Source organism: Chitinophaga sp. 9-1-y (assembly GCF_059511905.2).
This window is the reverse complement of the sequence record NZ_CM197955.1, coordinates 7,961,886-7,980,828: the sequence shown is the minus strand read 5'-3', so window position 1 is coordinate 7,980,828 and position 18,943 is coordinate 7,961,886. Positions and strand designations below refer to the sequence as shown.

The 18,943-nt window shown below is 42.3% G+C and carries 21 protein-coding genes; 12 read left to right on the top strand and 9 right to left on the bottom strand.

Annotated elements, in window-relative coordinates; all coding sequences use genetic code 11:
- The first annotated feature begins 166 nt into the window (after positions 1–166).
- The 3 genes from AC5ZC7_RS31875 to AC5ZC7_RS31865 all read left to right on the top strand — a co-directional run bounded on the left by AC5ZC7_RS31875 (position 167) and on the right by AC5ZC7_RS31865 (position 3,540).
- Positions 167–1,915: a hypothetical protein gene (locus tag AC5ZC7_RS31875; RefSeq protein WP_496161331.1), complete on the top strand. Its 1,749-nt coding sequence runs from the start codon at positions 167–169 to the stop codon at positions 1,913–1,915.
- Between the two features lie 134 nt (positions 1,916–2,049).
- Positions 2,050–2,433 (top strand): hypothetical protein, encoded by a 384-nt coding sequence (locus AC5ZC7_RS31870; RefSeq protein WP_496161332.1) that lies wholly within the window; start codon positions 2,050–2,052, stop codon positions 2,431–2,433.
- 195 nt (positions 2,434–2,628) lie between these two features.
- Complete coding sequence (locus tag AC5ZC7_RS31865; protein WP_496161333.1) at positions 2,629–3,540, top strand: hypothetical protein; 912 nt, start codon at positions 2,629–2,631, stop codon at positions 3,538–3,540.
- 112 nt (positions 3,541–3,652) lie between these two features.
- Here the strand turns inward: AC5ZC7_RS31865 and AC5ZC7_RS31860 are convergent, their stop codons facing one another.
- Positions 3,653–4,270 carry a TetR/AcrR family transcriptional regulator gene (locus AC5ZC7_RS31860; RefSeq protein WP_496161334.1) on the bottom strand — a complete coding sequence of 206 codons (618 nt, stop codon included), beginning with the start codon at positions 4,268–4,270 and terminating at the stop codon, positions 3,653–3,655.
- Between the two features lie 66 nt (positions 4,271–4,336).
- Between AC5ZC7_RS31860 and AC5ZC7_RS31855 the strand changes: the two genes are divergently transcribed.
- Complete coding sequence (locus AC5ZC7_RS31855; protein WP_496161335.1) at positions 4,337–4,531, top strand: hypothetical protein; 195 nt, start codon at positions 4,337–4,339, stop codon at positions 4,529–4,531.
- Position 4,532: 1 nt separating this feature from the next.
- Positions 4,533–4,907 carry a hypothetical protein gene (locus tag AC5ZC7_RS31850; RefSeq protein ID WP_496161336.1) on the top strand — a complete coding sequence of 125 codons (375 nt, stop codon included), beginning with the start codon at positions 4,533–4,535 and terminating at the stop codon, positions 4,905–4,907.
- 60 nt (positions 4,908–4,967) lie between these two features.
- Here the strand turns inward: AC5ZC7_RS31850 and AC5ZC7_RS31845 are convergent, their stop codons facing one another.
- The 4 genes from AC5ZC7_RS31845 to AC5ZC7_RS31830 form a co-directional block, all read right to left on the bottom strand.
- Positions 4,968–5,879, bottom strand: a complete 912-nt coding sequence (locus AC5ZC7_RS31845) for a hypothetical protein (protein WP_496161337.1) — start codon at positions 5,877–5,879, stop codon at positions 4,968–4,970.
- A 4-nt stretch (positions 5,880–5,883) separates the two neighbouring features.
- The gene (locus AC5ZC7_RS31840; protein WP_496161338.1) at positions 5,884–6,741 is read right to left on the bottom strand and encodes a DUF6175 family protein; all 858 of its coding nucleotides are present in this window, start codon (positions 6,739–6,741) and stop codon (positions 5,884–5,886) included.
- Complete coding sequence (locus AC5ZC7_RS31835; RefSeq protein ID WP_496161339.1) at positions 6,741–7,613, bottom strand: CsgG/HfaB family protein; 873 nt, start codon at positions 7,611–7,613, stop codon at positions 6,741–6,743. Before AC5ZC7_RS31835 ends, AC5ZC7_RS31840 begins: the two co-directional genes overlap by 1 nt.
- 417 nt (positions 7,614–8,030) lie before the next feature.
- A complete protein-coding gene (locus AC5ZC7_RS31830; protein WP_496161340.1) occupies positions 8,031–8,477 on the bottom strand; it encodes a GNAT family N-acetyltransferase in 447 nt (148 codons plus the stop codon).
- A gap of 128 nt (positions 8,478–8,605) precedes the next feature.
- Between AC5ZC7_RS31830 and AC5ZC7_RS31825 the strand changes: the two genes are divergently transcribed.
- From AC5ZC7_RS31825 to AC5ZC7_RS31810, 4 genes are all read left to right on the top strand, one after another.
- Positions 8,606–9,922 carry a hypothetical protein gene (locus tag AC5ZC7_RS31825; RefSeq protein ID WP_496161341.1) on the top strand — a complete coding sequence of 439 codons (1,317 nt, stop codon included), beginning with the start codon at positions 8,606–8,608 and terminating at the stop codon, positions 9,920–9,922.
- Between the two features lie 73 nt (positions 9,923–9,995).
- Positions 9,996–11,825: a histidine kinase gene (locus AC5ZC7_RS31820; RefSeq protein WP_496161342.1), complete on the top strand. Its 1,830-nt coding sequence runs from the start codon at positions 9,996–9,998 to the stop codon at positions 11,823–11,825.
- 106 nt (positions 11,826–11,931) lie between these two features.
- Complete coding sequence (locus AC5ZC7_RS31815; protein WP_496161343.1) at positions 11,932–13,023, top strand: histidine kinase; 1,092 nt, start codon at positions 11,932–11,934, stop codon at positions 13,021–13,023.
- Positions 12,995–13,714, top strand: a complete 720-nt coding sequence (locus AC5ZC7_RS31810) for a response regulator (protein ID WP_496161344.1) — start codon at positions 12,995–12,997, stop codon at positions 13,712–13,714. The genes AC5ZC7_RS31815 and AC5ZC7_RS31810 overlap by 29 nt, the downstream gene beginning before the upstream one ends.
- Here the strand turns inward: AC5ZC7_RS31810 and AC5ZC7_RS31805 are convergent, their stop codons facing one another.
- Genes AC5ZC7_RS31805 through AC5ZC7_RS31795 form a run of 3 tightly spaced genes read right to left on the bottom strand, consistent with a single transcriptional unit; the run spans position 13,715 to position 15,644 of the window.
- Positions 13,715–14,257, bottom strand: a complete 543-nt coding sequence (locus AC5ZC7_RS31805) for a cupin domain-containing protein (RefSeq protein WP_496161345.1) — start codon at positions 14,255–14,257, stop codon at positions 13,715–13,717.
- Between the two features lie 60 nt (positions 14,258–14,317).
- Entirely contained in the window at positions 14,318–15,061 is a 744-nt protein-coding gene (locus AC5ZC7_RS31800; protein WP_496161346.1) for a hypothetical protein, read from the bottom strand.
- A gap of 22 nt (positions 15,062–15,083) precedes the next feature.
- Positions 15,084–15,644 carry a cupin domain-containing protein gene (locus AC5ZC7_RS31795; RefSeq protein ID WP_496161347.1) on the bottom strand — a complete coding sequence of 187 codons (561 nt, stop codon included), beginning with the start codon at positions 15,642–15,644 and terminating at the stop codon, positions 15,084–15,086.
- A 335-nt stretch (positions 15,645–15,979) separates the two neighbouring features.
- On the opposite strand from AC5ZC7_RS31795, the gene AC5ZC7_RS31790 reads away from it, so the two are divergent.
- Positions 15,980–16,975, top strand: a complete 996-nt coding sequence (locus AC5ZC7_RS31790; RefSeq protein ID WP_496161348.1) for a carboxypeptidase-like regulatory domain-containing protein — start codon at positions 15,980–15,982, stop codon at positions 16,973–16,975.
- Complete coding sequence (locus AC5ZC7_RS31785; protein WP_496161349.1) at positions 16,975–17,466, top strand: hypothetical protein; 492 nt, start codon at positions 16,975–16,977, stop codon at positions 17,464–17,466. The genes AC5ZC7_RS31790 and AC5ZC7_RS31785 overlap by 1 nt, the downstream gene beginning before the upstream one ends.
- Before the next feature lie 61 nt (positions 17,467–17,527).
- On the opposite strand, the gene AC5ZC7_RS31780 is transcribed toward AC5ZC7_RS31785, so the two are convergent.
- Positions 17,528–18,085 carry a GNAT family N-acetyltransferase gene (locus tag AC5ZC7_RS31780; protein WP_496161350.1) on the bottom strand — a complete coding sequence of 186 codons (558 nt, stop codon included), beginning with the start codon at positions 18,083–18,085 and terminating at the stop codon, positions 17,528–17,530.
- Between the two features lie 79 nt (positions 18,086–18,164).
- On the opposite strand from AC5ZC7_RS31780, the gene AC5ZC7_RS31775 reads away from it, so the two are divergent.
- Complete coding sequence (locus tag AC5ZC7_RS31775) at positions 18,165–18,875, top strand: hypothetical protein (protein WP_496161351.1); 711 nt, start codon at positions 18,165–18,167, stop codon at positions 18,873–18,875.
- Positions 18,876–18,943 lie beyond the last annotated feature (68 nt).

Genomic DNA, 18,943 nt, shown 5'->3' with positions numbered 1-18,943 from the left:
AGATAGCAAATATTTCAGCGCTGATAACTAATGTTATCAGCGCTTTTCATTGTAGTGGCTACCTTTATCGGAGGCAAACAAACACGCCAGATATCTATCTAAATAGATATCTTTATAAAATAGTATTATTTTAGTTTTGTAATCCTTATATCAAAAATAGTTTTAAATGAAACGCGTTTACCTAACCCTGTGCTTAGCAATTCTTGGCTTTACAGCCATGGCACAAACCCCTTCTATTCAGTGGGGAGAAGACTTTAGACTTCGCAAAGGCAGTACCGACCTGAAAGTAATATCTGCAGACAATACCGGCGCTTATCTCCAGGAAGGCCACCTGGCTATGAAAAGCTACTTTGTAGTGGGTGCCAGCTTCAGAGAATCTGCCACACTTGTAAAAGTAGATAAGAATTTAGCGGAAGTTTATCGCAACGACTTTAACAAAGAATTGAAAGGGAAGGAATTTGAACAACTCTTTGCTTTCCAGGAGAAGTTATTCCTGTTTGCATCTGATTACAGCAAACGGGAAAAAACACTCACGCTTTATGCCGCACCAATAGATAAAAGCTCCGGAGAACTTGCCGGCGACTGGAAACAAACTACCGTTTTCCAACTGAATGAAAAAAGTGATGATGTTAACTTCAAGATTGACTACAATGTGGATAGCACAAAAATACTCATTGTAAGCAGCACAGAAGGTACCGAAAGAAATGAATACAAGATCCAGGAACTGGATAAGAATTTGAAAGCTACCGCCAAACCACTTATTCTCAGGAACGAGTTTGAGCGTAAGAAATATGAACTGGAAGATCTGTTGTATACCAGCGATCGCAGTGTGGTATTGGTAGGACGTATGTACGAATATGAAGAAGGCAAAAAGAAAAAGGACAAATTTCTCGACTTCACCAACTACAATATTCGTATTTACAACGATAAAGGAAAACAAAAAGCAGAGATCAATACCGGCATCAACGGAAAATGGCTCACCAACACCAAACTGATACAGGAAAAAAATAAAGATCTCGTACTGGCAGGATTTTACAGCAACGTAAAAAAAGGCAAAACAATTGACGGATTACTGGTGCAAAGAATCAATGTGGCTGATGGAAGCGTAGTATCTACCAGCGATAAAAAAATCAATAACTCGCTGTTGTCTGGTGACCAGGATGATGATGACGATGTTGACAAAGATGAAACCAAAGAAGAAAGAAAAAAGAGAGAGGAACTGAAGAAAATGCAAGCAGAAGGAGAAGGTTTTTCGAAGTACATGCAATTTCGGAAAATCTTTTACACGGCCGACAATGGACTGATTATCCTCGCTGAACGTTACGACCATTACGTAACCACTACCCAAAGTTATAGTCCCGGTCCTGTTGGCGGTGTTGGAGGTATCGGTGCTTCAGCTGGCCAATGGAGCTCAACTACCTATTCCGTTTACCTGTCTGGCGACCTGATGATGTGTAAAGTAGATGCATCTGGCAACATTGGCTGGTTGCAAATAATACCTAAAAAACAACGTGAAGAAATACAGGGCGGTACCCGTACTACCGGAACCGGGCTTTCATTTAGTACGTCTTATTTTATGGACGGAGGCAGACCTTATTATTCCGGCTTTGCCGCACTTCAATCGAATGGAAATATCCAGGTACTGTTTAACGATAACCGCAAAAACATTGCTGTTACCCAGGCAGGCCAGAAAGCAAAGCCAATTTTCCGTTTCTCCAAATCTGATTGCTTCGTTTTAAATATTGACGAAATTTCCGGAAAAATTACCAGGAAGGTATTTTTCTCCAATAGTGACATTCCCACTTCCATGCCCCGTTTAGGAGCAATTGTGGGAAACGATATGTATATGGTAGGAAGAACAGACAGGGCCTTGTCTAAGACAAGAGTAGCCATAGGAGTAATTAATATAAAGTAGGATACCTAAATAAAAAAGGCCTTGGTAACGCATGTTACCAAGGCCTTTTTTATTTAGATTATGTACTCAATCTAACCACCCCATCTCTACGTACATATCAACATAGGAAACAAGTATCAAAACCATATCCTCACATGAAAAAAAATCTCCTGCTGCTGATTTTTATGACTGGTTTCACCGGATGCATGAAAGAAGATCAACAAACCAGCCCTGATAAAATCATCATCATATACGAATTAGAATCCAATACAGACATACCTTTTGATGAAATAAAATACGGTAGTGGCACCACCGGCGCTAATTCCAGCTGGAATGTTTCAGGTATAGGTACTTTTCAAAAAACAGATACCCTTAAAAAGGGGATAGGCGTATTTATGGAAGCCCGCCATCCCAGCAGTAACAAATGGAAAATCCGGATAAAAACAACAGACGAATCTTTATTGATTGAAGGCCCGGTAAAGTTCTCCGGAGGCACACCTGGCTATTATTATTCTACGATAGGCGCCACCGTTAATTAACGGTGTCAGCCCTTTCCTGTTTATTCACTTAACTAGCTCAAAATATTTCCGGAAAATTTCCGCGGTTAATAAAATAACTGTAGATTTACAGCCGAATTGTTTAACCCGTATTGTAACCCGTATAATATATGTGCACCTATATTCATTATCATTTTTTAACATCCAATTTTTAATCCTTTAAACCACTTTTTATCTATGAAAATGAAATGGCTGATAGCGATATCGCTAAGCGTATTATTTTGTGCCTGTAGCAAAGAGCATACCCCTACTAAAGCCCCTGTGGCAGCTGAAAAGTTTCCTGTCAGAATGAGTGTAGCCGAATTTATAAAAAAGGTACAGCCGTTGTCCCTTGTTAATGGCAGGACCAGTGCGGCTTTTGCAAGAGATTCAGCGCTTGCCGCCAAGGTTTCTGATATTTATTACTACATTTTTAATTCTAGTGGAGAACTGATTACCCTTAAGCATCAAACGCTGGCAGATCCCAATTTTGGTTCCATGACTGATTCATTACCTGCGGGCACGTATAAGGTAAATATTGCAGCTAGTACTGATTCTTTAATTTTTGGTTCCAGCCCTTTGGCAGCGATACGTCCTGTTCATTATGAGGGCTCAGACGCAATCATTGACAAGGCGTGGCCAGATATCTTCTTTAAAAGTAGCACTATAACGGTTTCATCAAATGAATCAAGCAACAATTTCCCTATGGTTTTAAATCGCATGGGGTCTCAACTGGAAGTTAATATAACCGATGCGCCAGCTATAGGAGATTCAAACATTACAGTAAATGTGGTAGGTGAGTGTTTTGTCTTTAATCTTTACGATGGATCTAAATCAACATCATTTAGATTACCAATACCACGAAAAAGCCCATCTGTGTATAGCGAATTGGTATTACAGACTGATACTGATATGACCTTAAATATTTCTTATCCAGACAAACTGACCAAAGTTATTGTAACCAAAGAAATACATGTTCAACTATCCCAAAATACTAAAACCATACTAACGGGTAGTTTGTATTCTCCTTCACCAGGGAATACAAAGAATAGTGGTTTCAGTGTCCAGATACAGGACGCATGGAACCCCTCCGAAATAATTAATTTTTAACACCACAAAATATTCACTAATAGAAGAAAGGATAGACGCAAATCTGTCCCTTCTTCTATTTTTCGCATGTAACAAGCATGCTACAATTAACGCTCACCCTAACCTAACATTATTACTTTACGACGCTATACATCGCCTGCTGCACTGTTGTTGTTAAATAAGGATACAACATCCCCGCAAAAACCTGGCTGTAATGCGCTATCGCCTTGCTACCCCTCAGCTTCCCGGTTAACTCATTATTGGAAAGCCAGAAATCTCCCACAATAAATATCTGTGTAACCAGCGATTGTAATACTTCCGCAGGGATATCCGGCCTGAAGATGCCATCCGCTTTAAATTTATCAAAAATGCCCAGGAACTCCTTTTCCCGCCGTTGCGTTAAAGCATGATAATCCTTTCTGATAGCGGGAATACGCATGCCTATCTCCACAAAATGCAAAAATATAAAACGATACTTATACATCAATTCCAACGACCTGTTCACAAAACTCCGTACCGTATCCAGGTTAATATCCGTTGAAGCCCCCACCGCTACCATGATGGCATCAAAATCGGCTGATAACCGGCTATATAAGGTTTGAATGATTTCGTCTGTATGCTTAAAGTGATAATGCAAATTCCCGGCGCTGATACCCATTTCTGCGGCAATATGCCTGCTGGTAATGGTATAAATCCCCTGCTGGTTGTACAGGTCCAGCGCCGTTTTCAGGATGCGTTCTTTCGTTTCCATGTTCAAATTTAGAACAAATGTTCTAATTTCAGAAACATTTAGTACATTTGTTCTAAATACAAGGCAATGAATAACGAAACAACTGATCCAATAGCTGATCAAATGTCTTTATTTCAGCGGCTGAGAAGTACCATGTTCCCCATCAAACCAACAGATGGGGTACCCGTAAAAATATTAAAGGAAAGTGGATTCTATTTATTCGCAGTCATGATTGCGCTGATCACCCTCACCCTTGGTGGGGCTATTATGTTTGTTTTATAACATGAGAAAGTTATTTGATCCACTATTCATTACTTACTGCCTGCTGTGGATCGTGATTCATGGATTCAGACGCCTGCAGCTGCCTGTTCCAATCCTGAATGGCTACCTGACCGACTTCATAGCCATACCGGCCATGGCGCATATCACACTTACCATTACCCGCATATACATTGTTCGAAATAACGTATATACCTATCCGTTACCGTACCTGCTCTTTATTGCCGGATATACTGCTGTTGTTTTCGAATGGCTACTGCCACTTTACTCATCAAAGTATACCGGTGATGTATGGGATGTGGTGGCGTATTTTGGGGGCAGTTTATTCTACTATTATTTTCATGGCAACCGCCTGCCCCGAAGGGCGCAACAATTATAAAAAGCCACTGTCTGCTTCCGATTTTTTTGAAAACTGAATCAGACAGTGGCTCACATTTATTTACCTTACGATAACCCTGGTGGCGCTGGCTCTGCTACTATAGTATGCCTTGCCTATTTCACGGATCGCATTGATACTTTTTTCCTGTAAACTATACTGTCGCTGTTCTCTCTTCTCTACCTTTGCTTCCAGTTGCTTAATCAGCGCAGTCACTTCCTTATTGCAGGCAGCATCCGGTGCAATCTGATCCAATGTGGTCATTGCCAACTCAAAATCGTTATTGGCAATAGCCGCTTTTGCCCTCGCTATATTTTTGCTGCAAAGAAGCGCCTGCGCTTCTTTGTAAATAGCCAGCGACTTAGCCTGCGCGGTAGCATAACAGCTGCCCACCGTTGATGGGATAGCTTGCAGCAAACTCAATGATTGCTCGTAATCATGCTTCCCGGCCAATGTGGTAGCCTGCTGAATGATTTTATTGCAATTAGCTGTATAGTACTGTATAATTTTAGTTCTAGCAGTGGCAAGAAATTGCTTGTAGCTATCATCTGCCGGCTTTATCTGGCTGATAGCATTGCTAATAGCCAATGCTTTATTATTACCACTTCCTTTTAGCTTTTTAGACAACGTATTATATACCAAACTCCCTGCATACTGCTTTATTACCAGCGACAACTCTACCGTGGTAACAGTCAGGTTTTGCAGTCCGCCTTCCACTATCCCGGTTTCTTCCTCCAGCAGCGTGGCATACACTGCAAAATCATTGGTATACCCCATCATGGCTTCCCCGGAGTTATTAATGATTTGCGTCACTTTATTCGACAGCTTCTGTAGTTGTTCGGGAGAAAGTCCGTTTGTTGCTTCGGGCAGCACCACGCCGAGTGTAAAATCAGTTTGTTGTGCGACAGCCATCTTTACCATTCCCAAAAAAGAAAACAGCACCAGCAGGCAGTCTTTAAAAGAAAATAATTTCATTTTTCTAATTGATAGTGATATAAATGGTATTTCCTTTCACGTCCCTGGAAGCTGAAAGTCCTAATGACTTAAGATAGGAAATCAGTTGTAAAGAGAATTTGCTGGCAGTAAACCGGTTGTTATTGGGATCTTTCAACGGTATCCTGGCATCATCAAATATCATTTTAAGGCTGGTAGCGCCTTGTATGTGATAATTGCCATTCACTGTATGCTCAGACATCCATAACTCCAGTGCATCAGACAACACCTCGTTATTTACCTTAGAGGTCATATTATTGGTGGCATTTTCTGCGAAAGAAAAATTTACCAGCACTGACTGTCCATTTTTTGCGATATCCGCCAACTTCAACAACATGGCTTCAGCAAATCCGTCCATGCATTTCTCCGCCGCCTTGTTGGTCAGTTTTCCCAGGTCGGCAGTAAAAAACTTTCCGGAACTGCCTACTTTGCTCGCAAGTGAGTTACCAGTAGCTGTTTCGTAAGAAGTAAGAATGACGTTTACACCCGATCCCTGGTTGTCTTGTTGTGCATCCACTTCTGCCACAATAAAAATATCACATGCCGCCAATTCAATGATTTTTGATTTGATGTCTGTTTGGTTGTCAGAAGTAAATACCTGGTTATCACGCGCCGCTTTCAATTTTCCAACAAAATCAACGGTAGTAAATCCTTTGGCATCTAATCCTTCTTTTACTTTTGCGATAGCAATACGCCGGTTCACATCATTGTCTAACACAGTTCTGATATCCTCTCCATCCTTAGTAAAAGGAATTACCATTATTTTTTGCTGTGTCTGTATTGTTTGCGCAAAGCCTGTAGCAGCAGTAAGCGCCAGCGAAACCGCAGTAATAAATTTGCGCATTATATTCCGTTTATAAGTTCACATTTAACTTTTGCACCCGCTTCTATTTTCTTTGCAATGTCGGCGCCGCCTTCTTTTACTGTACAAACAGAAAATGTTTCATCTTCTACTTTGCTTACCACTACTTTACCAATGGCTTTCTTCCTCGTCATCTTCTTGCCATCTACCACCATTGTTACTTCTTCATATACTTTAAACTCATTGTTCTCTTTCACGCCAGTAGAGGATCCTCCGGCAATGAGAATTTTAACGGCCTCTCCTGCGGATGATTTTTCTTCGATAGAAGCAACGGACACCACCACTTTGAAGTTATCTTTTACAAATTTTTCAATCTGTGGACGGATACCTTTCAGCGCATCATCGAAAGCACTTTTTCCTTTTGCAGAATTGCTAAAGCTGCTGGAGGCAATGATTTCGCCAGTACTTACATCTACCACCCGGATGCTGAACGAAATTTCCGCTACATAGCTGGTAGTAGTACCCACATAAGGAATGTAACCCTGTTTTTTGTCGGTGCCTGCTTTAGCCACATTACCTAACACCACATATTGTGCACCAAGTGATTTAGATTGTTCAATCACAGAACCATCTATAAAGTCTTCACTTTTCTGCAGGTTCTTTTCTGAATTCAGCTGATCCATTTTCTCCCTTTCTACCAGGGAAAATCTTTTTGAGTTCAGGAATCCTTCTGCCACAGCATCTTGCAGGGCAATCCGGTTGCCTTTATCGGCATCACGGTCATAGTAATCACGACTATTACCACTGCTGGCAGCATTTTTAAATGGTACAATACCCACCAGGGCTTTTTCCTGTGCTACAGCCAATGTGGTAATGAATAAGGAGGAAAGGGCGAGGACAAATTGCTTTTTCATGTTTTCATTTAATGTTTATAGGTGCTACCAAAGCAGCCAGTTTTAAGTATGACTTGTTTATTGTTGCTACTGACAAACTTATCATGCAGGATAAACGTTACAATCACCGGGGGAATAAGTACCATCATGCTTCCTGGCATAAGTGTATAAGGGATACAATTGGGCATTCACATTCTTCCGAAGTATTTTTTTGTATGCTACTGATCAGGTATAGGATTGGCTGCTATACACTATTACCATTTCTTCTATCCGGGTGAAAGCTATTTGTTACTGTCCAATTACTTTCAACAATACCGGTACTGGTATCTAGCGTACAAGCATGTACGAAGATAAAATATTATTTAATTTTATTATGAATATTTTTCAGAAGATGAATAACTTGATAAGTATTCTGCCCGGTACAACCTGGGCATCTCGCTATTTTTCCTGTAAGGTCATGAAAAGAATAGGAAATGGTTTTCCCATCCCATCTGTAGCGGCGCGGCCGGTGATAACAAATCCCATATGTTGATAAAATCCTACCGCCTGACTGTTCTGTTCATTTACGTCTACGGCGTTAATGTTTTCATGCTTAATTACATACTTTATCAAGTCGCTGCCAATACCTTTTCCCCTGGCGGCGGGATCTATGAATAACATTTCTACTTTCTGTTCTGCCACGCCAATAAAGCCTGATATTTTGGAGTTGTCATCCTTCACGCAAAACAGGTTCACGACCTGCAGGTATTCCTGCATAATGAGGGGCTTATAGAATTGAATATCTGCTTCGGTTAAAAAATCGTGGGTAGCTCTCACAGAAGCCTCCCATACGGCTACCACTTCGGGGTAATCCATTGTTTCCACTGCTGATACAGGGTATCTCATAAGATCAAAAATTCAGTCGTCAAATGTAGTGTTTTATCCGTATTACTACTTAGATACAAAATTCAGCACAACACCTCATTTCTCTCACTTGCCGTCAAAATACCTTTGTATGGTTAAATCCAGCCTGTATGAAAAAGAAAAAATATTCTACCCACATCATATGGCGCTTATGCCTGCTATTACTTTTATTGGGCTCCTGCCATAAAAATCCATCAGATAAACCGGGTCCGGTGAATCCCGGAGATGTTGACGAACCAGGGGTTGCTACCACTATAGGCGTTGCTAAAGGCACCCCGGTATCCGTAGCTATTGGCGCACAGGGTGGCACTATCAGCGCCAACAACGGCACGATAAAGGTGGAAATTCCGCCTGGTGCGTTAACCCAAACCACCACTATTAGCATTCAGCCAATCACCAATACCACGGAAGCAGGGGTAGGCGACGGTTTCCGGATCACGCCGCACATGACATTTGCTAAACCAGTGAAAATTACTTTTGACTATACCGCTCAGACAAATGAAATTGCCAATCCGCTATTCACCGGTATTGCTTATCAACATACAGATAACATCTGGTACATGCTGCCCGATGCACAAAACGATACCCTTCATAAAAAAATAACGGTCAACACTACACACTTCAGCGATTGGAGCCTGGTGAAATGGTTAAGTCTTGTTCCTATTAACGCGATTGTTCCAACCAGCGATGACAGACGCATTACGGTCTTAAGATTTGTACCCCTAAAACCGGCTACAGATGATGCTGAATTAATCCTCCCGCTTGTAGCGTCAGCGATCCCAATAGGCAAGGGACACGAATTGTCTGCCTCCCGCATTAAAGAATGGAAACTCAAAGGGGTAGGGGTGTTAGAAGGACAAGGTTCAAAAGCAGTGTATATAGCACCGGCAAGTGTGGCAGGCACAGAGCATGCAGTCGCAATTTGTGAACTGAAAGTACGTGATGCGCAAATCTTACTGTTCTGCCATATCACCGTTTTTGAGGAAGGCATTTTTCTACGGATAAGCAATGGCCCCGAATTAAAACTCCCAGGTAGAATGACACAAAAGCCTGGCACAGATGACTATGTTGTTGAGAGTGTTTCAGCCAAACGTCCTTTTGTTACCATACTATGGCCCGGCCTTGCGGGTACCTGGACCTGGGCTGATCCCAATGAAGATCCAAGCGAACCGCCACCATTGAAAGAGTTTTCGCTTAAGATGCTTATGCCCGATACCACACAATACGAAAGCCATTACTTCACACCAGATTCCCATAGGAATCGTATCTACCATACTAGCGGCGGCAATTTAGTGATAGATGGAACAAATGGAAAAATATGTTTCGGAACATTTAAAGTCCTTACAGCCGGAGCATTCAAGCTAAACACGGAGGACTTTAATACCATCACCAGCATCACTGGAAGATTTGCAGTACGCATTTTATAAGTACCAAAATCAGCTACAAAAGTATCCGCTTTGGTAGCTGATTTTTTTATCGGAATCATTTATCTTAGCCAACATGTATTTTATCAGAATAGCCTGTATCCTTGTATTTGCATTACTGTTGCGGCCCACACTATGGGCACAAACAACCGCTTCCGATACCTTGCTTGTTCATAAATGGCTGCTAAGTATCCGGGAAAAACTGGACAATAACGACCTGGATTCCGCCAACTGGTATCTCAAAAAAACCAGCGAAAAATTTAATGCCGCGCTCCCCTCACAAAAACAGCAATACCTGGAGCGCTATGGCATGTACCTATACTCGCGTTTACAATACCAGGAATCGCTGAAAGCCTACGAACAGGCGCTCGCCATCAGCCTGCAATTAAAAGATCATTCTTCCACGGCCCATATCTATAATAACATTGCTATCCAGCACCGATGCTTAGGCCAATTACAACCCGCTGCGGAAGACATGATCAAGGCACTGAAAATACTGGGTAATCTGAAAGACTCTGCCGGGCTTCGCAGGTCTTATAATAACCTGTCTTCCATTTTCCTGGACCTTCATGACAAAAAAAATAGTCTTTATTATGCAGAACTAAGCTATGCTATTGCCGTCAGGCTAAAGGATTCCCTGCAACTCGCCAAAAGCATTGTAAACCTGGCCAATGCAGAAGTACTGTATGAGCGGTATGATACTGCCACCCAGCACCTGTTGCAGGTAGCCGCCATATCCGGCAAGCTGAAAAACAATTCCCTGCTATTATATGCCTACGTTAACCTGGGCGACATCTGCAACCGCACGGCCAATTACCAGGGTGGCATGAATTATTATAAAAAAGCTGCGGATCTTCTGCAGTCAGCTCCCGATCCCGATTTTGAAATTTATACCAACTATGGCCTTGCCAATTCTTATAATAACCTCGGTGATCCGCATACCGCAAAAAAATACTACGACCTGTCCATTGCCAGCGCACAGGACCTGATGCCCAAAAATGACCTGAAAGAGGTGTATATGCTGGGAGCATCTATCCATGAAAAACTTCACCATCCGGAGGAAGCACTGGCATTATGGAAAAAATACAGCCAACTAAATGACTCCATCATCAATGGCAGCACGCAAAAAATTATCCTTGAAACCGAAATCAAATACCAAACCTCGCTGAAAGAAAAAGCCCTGGTAGAACAACAACTCCAAATCAGCAACAACAAAGTGCAACTGCAAAAGAAAGATAGATTCATTTTGCTGGCATCCATTATCATCATAGCGTTGATCAGCGTTTGCCTCATTATCTATCTTATCTACCGGAATAAAAACAAACTCATAGCACTCAACCTGCTGAAAGCACAAATCCATCCACATTTCCTGTTCAACACCCTCAATAACCTGTATGCGTTAAGTCTTCGTAAATCCGATAAATCTTCCGCTGTAGTACTGGAGCTATCGCATATCCTGCGTTACATCCTCTACGAATGCAATACGCCTACAGTAAACCTGGAAAAGGAAATACAAATGATTCAACGCTATATATCATTAGAGAAAATACGATACCAGAATCAGCTGGAAATAAACATGGATATAGACGGCGACCTTTCCAAATTTAATGTGGCGCCTTTGTTAATACTGCCATTAGTGGAAAATTCCTTCAAACATGGTATCAGTAAACTGATGGAAGATGGCTGGATCAATATCTCGGCAAAAGCAAGAAACAATGAATTTACTTTCAAAATTTCCAATAACAAACTGCCGGAAGATAACAGTAAAGCCCCTTCTTCCGCTTTCGGTAATATAGGGCTCCTTAATATCCGGAAACGGCTGCATTTCCTGTATCCAAACCGGCACCAGCTGAAAATCATCAGCGAAGACGAAGTTTTTATGGTTGTTATGAGAATAAAGCTATAGTAAACGGCCAAATTTGCTGTTAATCGATAAAACAATACGGTATATCTTCAGTAACTTATAGGAGCCTCCTAAGAGCTTATCTTTGTAACTGTAGTCTGTCGCACACATGAATAAAAGAGTTTTTATACATATAACTTTCTGGCTTGTTGTAATTACCGTACTTACCATTTTCTATGGCACAGGCTTACCTAACTATGGTATTGGCTTTAACATTATCATGATGCTATTGCCGGTGCATGTCGGATATTTCTATACGGTAGCCTATGGCATACTTCCTAAATTCCTTTACCGCAAACAGTATGGAAAGCTGCTATTGTGCGTGTTCGGATGTACCCTGTTTTTTGCAGCGGTATACCGGGTGATAGAAATACGCTTTGCCGATCCATACCTCTATCACATCCTGGTAAAAGAGAATCCCGCCTTTAAATGGAAGAAGTTAAATGGTACCTTCTGGCAACAATTTACCAATCCTATTTACATCGTTAATGCGCTGGAACAAAGTAACTTTGTTTTCCTGGTTGCCATATCACTGAAGTTTATAAAAATGTGGATTGAAAAAAGGCAGCTGACCGTGCAGGCAGAATTAAGTGCCCTGAAAAGCCAGATACATCCGCACTTCCTGTTCAACACCCTCAACAACTTATATTCACTCACTTTACAGCAGTCGCCTCAATCGCCGGCCATTGTATTAGGCCTGTCAGACATTCTCCGCTACATGCTCTATGAATGCAATACTGATAACGTTTTGCTGAAACGTGATATAGAAATCATGCAGCATTACGTAGCATTGGAAAAACTGCGTTATGAGGAACGGTTGGACCTGAATTTCAGCATCACCGGTGATGTGAATATGCAAAGAATCCCGCCTTTGCTGATGCTGCCCCTGATAGAAAATGCTTTCAAACATGGCACCAGTGAAACCATTGATGAGGTATGGATTAACATAGACCTATTCCTTAAAAAGAATAAACTGAAGTTTAAAATATCTAATAGCAAGCCTCCTGAAGCAGCCAATATACTGAAAAAGTCAGGCGGGCAAATCGGATTGAATAATGTAAAAAAACGACTGGAACTACTTTTCCCGCATGCTCACCAATTGCAGGTGTTTAATACGGAAGATATGTTTGTCGTTATTCTTGATATAGACCTAAAACAAAACCTGGTACTCCATGAAAATAAAAACCTTAATCGTGGATGACGAACCACATGCGATTGAGATCATTGAAAAATACGTAGAAAATTTCCCTGAAATAGACCTGGTATCCAAATGCAATAATGCTATCCAGGCTTTCCAGGTACTGCAGCAGCATAAAATTGACCTCATTTTCCTGGACATTAAAATGCCGGGACTATTGGGTACGGACTTTATCAGGAGCCTGAAAAATCCGCCTAAAATTATTTTCACTACTGCCTACCAGGACTATGCACTGGAAGGCTATGACCTCAATGCAGTAGACTACCTGCTGAAGCCTATCCCTTTTGATCGCTTCCTCAAAGCCATTGACAAGGTTTTTGCCTTGTACAAAGTAAGCAGCCAGAAAATCAGTATTGCAGAACGTCCGGCAGAACAAGCCAGTGACGTGTTTCTTTACCTGAGAGTAGAAAGGAAGATGGTGAAAGTAAATGTAAACGACATTTACTGGATAGAAAGCCTGAAGGACTATATCAAAGTAGTACTCAAGGACAAGGTGTTGATTTCTAAACAAAAAATCAGTTTGCTGGAAGAGTTGTTGCCGGAAGAAAAATTCATGCGCATACACCGGTCTTTTATAGTAGCTACCCATAAAATAGAAAGCTACCATGCCTACTCCGTAGAGGTATTAGGCATTGAGCTTCCTATCGGTCGAAATTACAAAACAGAATGTCACAAGCGGCTGAAAAGTACCTAATCACACGCAATATTTCCCGAGCAATGCTTTGTCCACTCCTTTCCTGCAGCCAATATTGGCGAGGATATTAAACAATGGAGTCAATAATTTAAAGATCCCGGGCAGGTACATGCCGCTCATGTTAGAAATGACGGCCATGCTGATCAAGTCGTGCGGTAATCCTTTTTCATTGGTCAGGCGATCACCTGCGAGCCCATAAAGAATACGCAGCGAATTCTCAAAACCAACAGAACCTGGTTCTATAATGGTTTTGAAAGTTACTTTCTCATTGGTGGCATTAAAAAACCGGTGTATTTCCTTTTTCTGTACGGTGTAGGTCATTCCTCCTGTCAGGTGTATCACTTGTTTTCGTCCCAGTTGAATACTTAGTATGCCGTCCAGCACCACAAACTGTTCCGTAAAATCTTTGTGAAAGTGCAGTGGGGTACCACCTCCGGGGCTCAGTACCACTTCCATTTCTGTAATGCGGCCATTTGATTGCCGGCTGGTTTGAATAAAGGTAACCTGGTCTTTGATGAGCGGGTTAGTAATCGTTTCTTTCATAACATCGATATCAGGCAGTTAAAAATTCCGGCGCCCAAAAGAGCGCCGGTCCATCATTTGTCAAAAGGTATACTTCACGCCAACTCCACCGTATTCCGCGGTGAAGCCACTATCGTAATAACCGCTGTTGAACTGGAATGCAGGTTGCCAGTCGGCACTAACGGCCAGGGGTATCGTTTTAAACTTATACTCGGCTCCCATTACGCCGGACAATCCAAAATAGGTAGTAGACGCCTTCCCGTAATATCCTTCCCATGCATCCGCATATACATTCTTCAGTTTAAAATGCCCGATCATGGGGCCACCACCGGCGTACCAGCGCAGGCCTTCTACCGGGATATCTCCATGATATTCGTACAGGAGTGTCAGGTTGATATCACTGCCTACGCCATGATAGCCCCTGAACTTAAAAATAGCTTCTCCGGCATGATGATCTTTGAAAAAGTGTTTTCCCGTTACAGCAAAACCCCACATTGCTTTGAGGCCCACCGCAGTGGAATATAAGGCTTTGGTATTCAACACCTTCACTGGCTTCGTTGGTGCAGCTGGTTTACTTTCCGCTGCGGAGGTAGTAGCGGTGGTGGTAGAAGTAAGGGGAGCGGCGTTTGCCGTTTCCTTTTTTTCCGCTACAGGGGCAGCCGTACTGGTAGTAGCTGTCTTTTTTTTCGGCGCCGCAGCAGGCTTTGCTACAGTTGTTTTCATTGCCTTCTTAGGTACTGGCTTGCCTGTAGATGTTCTAATCTGTGCAATAGTAGCCAACGAACAAAACAGGAATAATCCGCAAATCGATAAAATTGTTTTCATGTTTACTTGTGCTTACTTTTTTTTAAAATGTGGGGTTATTAAATTTTCGATGATAATCAAATAGAAAAAAATGAGGTAAAAAAAACACGTACAACAAACGTATAACCAACAGTGGTGGCCGATCCATCCGGAATACATTCCGGTACTTCATCAATAAAAAAATGGCATCAGGCAGTTTTGGAACGCCACTTTTATTGGTGGCTCCTATATTAGCCAACCACGTGATGGTGCGGAGAAAGTTTTCCGTACTCATAGACGGTGTTACCTTCCAGCTCACAACTGTTTCCTTAAATCCGGAATTCCATACGCTATGCCTTTCTTCCCTTTTTATATGTATTACGGCGCCCTGCCGGTAAATTTTCACTTCTCCATTTAATCGAACGGTCAACTCTCCCGCCAGCACCTGGAAGTACTCTTCCTGGTATGGATGATAATGAACAGGAGGCTCTTCGGAGAACGGCATGTACCGGGTCTCCATTTCCAGCAGTCCTTTTGTATCTGTTCCCGCTGGTAGGAATTTGACAATCTGCCCTGTTGCCTTATTAGTAATCTGATGATGATCAGAAATAAAAATTTCATTCATTTTCCTGGGGGAATTTTAATAACTATTTTTTAGTGCCCGATGTAACAGACCACAATATTGCGCTATAAAAAAATGCGGTACAAGCAACAGGGATACAAGGAGTTCCAATGATTCCGGATGGGTTAAAATCGCGGGCTAACAGCATTGGGAATACAATACCTGCTGAACGGGGCAATAAATGTGTATTTCGTCTACAAAACAAGGATGTATATCCGTCCAATACTGTGTACTATAGCAAGTTTGGTCGTTATTTCGGAACATTGTACTATCAATTTGTTCACCCCAAAAAATCGGAACAAATGCGCTTGATTCCGATACCAAAAAACAAAATGAAAATGAAAACAATCTTTTTATGTTTAGCGATATTAATGCTAACATCCTGCTCCAAGCCGGCAGAAAGCGATGGTCCCGGTGAAGGGTCCATTACCTGGGGTACACAACCTCCATTACCGGTAGTAAACGGCGAGGCTACCTTTAATCTTTCAGCTACAGATGACCACGTAAATGTGATGGGCAATACTATACCAAGAATGCCTGCTTTCCCTCCCCTGAAAACACAACCGAAGAAATTGCGTGGCTTTGTGGCAGACCTGAGCGGAAAGCCGCTTAAAGGGGCTTATATTGGCATAAGAGCAACTATTGATGGAGGACTCTACTCTGGCGCTTCTGCAGAAACCGATGAAAAGGGCTATTATGAAATCTCCTTACCTGCCGGTGCCATACATTTCTACGCCGCAGGATACAATATTACCTACGGCAATACCATCACCACAGTAGGGCTGTATGCGGCAGATTATTCAGCAGACAATTTTGCTTATCAAAAGGGCGCAGTAGAAAACTTTGTGCTGTTGTCTTATGGCGTTGCAAGCGCCCAACAGGCGCAGGCGATGCCCAGAGACGAAGCAAACTATTTTGGAGGCGCCTTATCCCTGAGTTATGCCGTATTTGACCCTACTGACATCCTTCACAGCCCGGGAGAATTACCACAGAACGCAGAAATTGAAATTAAACTGGTTCCCGATGGCGCCGGGTTATACGGAGAAAACAAAACATTTGTCATCAACAAAAAAGTAGGTAACACCAGTTTCTCTGTTACCAATATCCCGGTAGCACAATATAAAATCAGTGCTAAGCTGAAAGATGGACGACAACTGCGTATAAAAGCAATCGGGCCACAAACCAATAACTTCCCTTCTTTAGGATTGCAACCCCGGGAAGCTTTGGGTACCGCCAAAGTATTGTTTACACCATTGTTTCATTCTCTGCCATCCACAGCATTGGCACATACCGGCAACTGGCGGAATGTGGAAATTAAATTTGAACTGCCCTAATGATGAAAATACTATTCCTGCTTTGTTGCTTACTCAGCACAACGGCCTGCCGGAAAAAGCAGGAACCTTCACCGGGGGAATCTATACTGCGCATCAAAGCGGGAATAGGGATAGTAGCAGGACTTTCCAGCTTCAAAACTATTGGCACGGAAGGAGACAGGCACGGACTTTTTAATATACAACTGGATATTCCGGCAGGTGCATTACGTCAAACAACAGGCATTGGAATCAGCATCATTTCAAACACCCTGCCTGGCAGCCCGGGCAAAGCTTTCAGAATTCTCCCAACAAGTATTGCTTTCCAAAAACCAATAGATATCGTTTATACTTATAGTGAGGCAGAAAAACAGGGTGGCACCCTTTATCTCGCGTACCAGGATGATGAGGCGTACTGGACTATTATGAAACAGACTAAAATAGATACCGTCGCACACACACTAACGATCACTACTACACGAACAGGAGACTGGACCATTTATTCGAAACTATAACCGACATACTACCTACAACTAAACACAACTAAAGCGGCAGTTTGCATCATAGCAGCTGCCGTTATTTGTTGGGGTTGGTGAGTAAATAGCAGGCGATCCCGGTAATAGGCTCTCCTTCTTCTTCCAGTCGCTGCCGGAGCGCATCGTCCAACATAAAATGATACCGTTGCAGTAACTTCACGGAGCGCTCATTTGCTTCAACAGGCAAGGCCGTAATACGGGTCAACCTCATCGCCTCAAACCCAAACTGGATAACCGCCGGCAGCACTTCCCGCATAATGCCTTGTCCGAAAAATTCAGATTGTAATTCATAGCCTACTTCCGCTTCATCCAAATCGGGTACGAGGTTCCATAAACAAATGGTGCCAAACACTTTTTCGCTGTTACTTTCTGTGATCACCCAATACATGGATTTGTAGGAACGGATATTATCCAGGATCATTTCCAGGAACTTTTCAGCGGCTGCTACGGTAGTAGTGGGAGCCCGGTCCAGGTACTGATTTACACGGGAATCAGAGCGTAAACGCGCTATTTCCGGGGCATCAGATAGCGAAGGCGGTCTCAATAGAAACCGGGAGGTAGTTAACTCGGAATATGGGTTAAAATCGAATGTTAGCATATACTAAAAGTACCGATTTTCGGAGAAGAAAAAACAAAGGATATTTATATTTACATCCACAAAATTTAAATCGTTGCTTATGGAAAAGTTATTAAAAGAGGTTAGAATCCTGAAAATCTATGCCCTTACGTTAACCGTCATTTTTGCCTTATTTCTGTTCATGTCTTTCAGACCCGATATTACCCGTCAAAAGTTCCAGGAAATTGATGTAGAGCGCATCAATGTGGTGGAAAAAGATGGTACACTGAAAATGGTGATCTCCAACAAGGAGCGCCAACACCCTGGTATGACGGAGGGAAAAGATTTTCCTAAACGTGAAAGATCCCAGGGCATCATCTTTTTCAATGGTGCAGGAGATGAATGCGGTGGCCTGGTATATGAAGCGGATAAGTCTTCTGCCGGCATGGTGTACTCCGTAGACCAATACAAAAATGACCAGGTTATGCAGTTGCAATACTCCCAAAACATTGGCGGCGACAACCTGAAGCGTTCTTACGGATTGAAGTTATGGGACCGGCCAGACAACTTCACACTGGCGGCGCAAACTAAATTCTTCGACTCTCTTACAGCGCTTAAAAATGACGCCATCTTTGAGAGAGAAGCACAACGGTTATCTGATGCGGGTATGCTGGGCACAGAACGCTTATTTGTAGGTAAAACTACGAAAGATGAGGTGGGGCTATTTATCCGTGATGCAAAGGGGAAAGTAAGGATTAAGCTCTATGTAAATAAAGACAATAAAACAGTAGTGGAAATGCTCGATGAAAACGGGCAACCGATATCCCATTAAGTGAAATCGCTGCTAATACAATGTAACCTGCATAGACCGCCATTAGCGTCCTATGCAGGTTATTTTTT

Coding starts and splice junctions, on each gene's coding strand:
- AC5ZC7_RS31875 (WP_496161331.1), top strand. CDS start 167: ATGAAACGCGTTTACCTAACCCTGTGCTTAGCAATTCTTGGCTTTACA.
- AC5ZC7_RS31870 (WP_496161332.1), top strand. CDS start 2,050: ATGAAAAAAAATCTCCTGCTGCTGATTTTTATGACTGGTTTCACCGGA.
- AC5ZC7_RS31865 (WP_496161333.1), top strand. CDS start 2,629: ATGAAAATGAAATGGCTGATAGCGATATCGCTAAGCGTATTATTTTGT.
- AC5ZC7_RS31860 (WP_496161334.1), bottom strand. CDS start 4,270: ATGGAAACGAAAGAACGCATCCTGAAAACGGCGCTGGACCTGTACAAC.
- AC5ZC7_RS31855 (WP_496161335.1), top strand. CDS start 4,337: ATGAATAACGAAACAACTGATCCAATAGCTGATCAAATGTCTTTATTT.
- AC5ZC7_RS31850 (WP_496161336.1), top strand. CDS start 4,533: ATGAGAAAGTTATTTGATCCACTATTCATTACTTACTGCCTGCTGTGG.
- AC5ZC7_RS31845 (WP_496161337.1), bottom strand. CDS start 5,879: ATGAAATTATTTTCTTTTAAAGACTGCCTGCTGGTGCTGTTTTCTTTT.
- AC5ZC7_RS31840 (WP_496161338.1), bottom strand. CDS start 6,741: ATGCGCAAATTTATTACTGCGGTTTCGCTGGCGCTTACTGCTGCTACA.
- AC5ZC7_RS31835 (WP_496161339.1), bottom strand. CDS start 7,613: ATGAAAAAGCAATTTGTCCTCGCCCTTTCCTCCTTATTCATTACCACA.
- AC5ZC7_RS31830 (WP_496161340.1), bottom strand. CDS start 8,477: ATGAGATACCCTGTATCAGCAGTGGAAACAATGGATTACCCCGAAGTG.
- AC5ZC7_RS31825 (WP_496161341.1), top strand. CDS start 8,606: ATGAAAAAGAAAAAATATTCTACCCACATCATATGGCGCTTATGCCTG.
- AC5ZC7_RS31820 (WP_496161342.1), top strand. CDS start 9,996: ATGTATTTTATCAGAATAGCCTGTATCCTTGTATTTGCATTACTGTTG.
- AC5ZC7_RS31815 (WP_496161343.1), top strand. CDS start 11,932: ATGAATAAAAGAGTTTTTATACATATAACTTTCTGGCTTGTTGTAATT.
- AC5ZC7_RS31810 (WP_496161344.1), top strand. CDS start 12,995: ATGAAAATAAAAACCTTAATCGTGGATGACGAACCACATGCGATTGAG.
- AC5ZC7_RS31805 (WP_496161345.1), bottom strand. CDS start 14,257: ATGAAAGAAACGATTACTAACCCGCTCATCAAAGACCAGGTTACCTTT.
- AC5ZC7_RS31800 (WP_496161346.1), bottom strand. CDS start 15,061: ATGAAAACAATTTTATCGATTTGCGGATTATTCCTGTTTTGTTCGTTG.
- AC5ZC7_RS31795 (WP_496161347.1), bottom strand. CDS start 15,644: ATGAATGAAATTTTTATTTCTGATCATCATCAGATTACTAATAAGGCA.
- AC5ZC7_RS31790 (WP_496161348.1), top strand. CDS start 15,980: ATGAAAACAATCTTTTTATGTTTAGCGATATTAATGCTAACATCCTGC.
- AC5ZC7_RS31785 (WP_496161349.1), top strand. CDS start 16,975: ATGATGAAAATACTATTCCTGCTTTGTTGCTTACTCAGCACAACGGCC.
- AC5ZC7_RS31780 (WP_496161350.1), bottom strand. CDS start 18,085: ATGCTAACATTCGATTTTAACCCATATTCCGAGTTAACTACCTCCCGG.
- AC5ZC7_RS31775 (WP_496161351.1), top strand. CDS start 18,165: ATGGAAAAGTTATTAAAAGAGGTTAGAATCCTGAAAATCTATGCCCTT.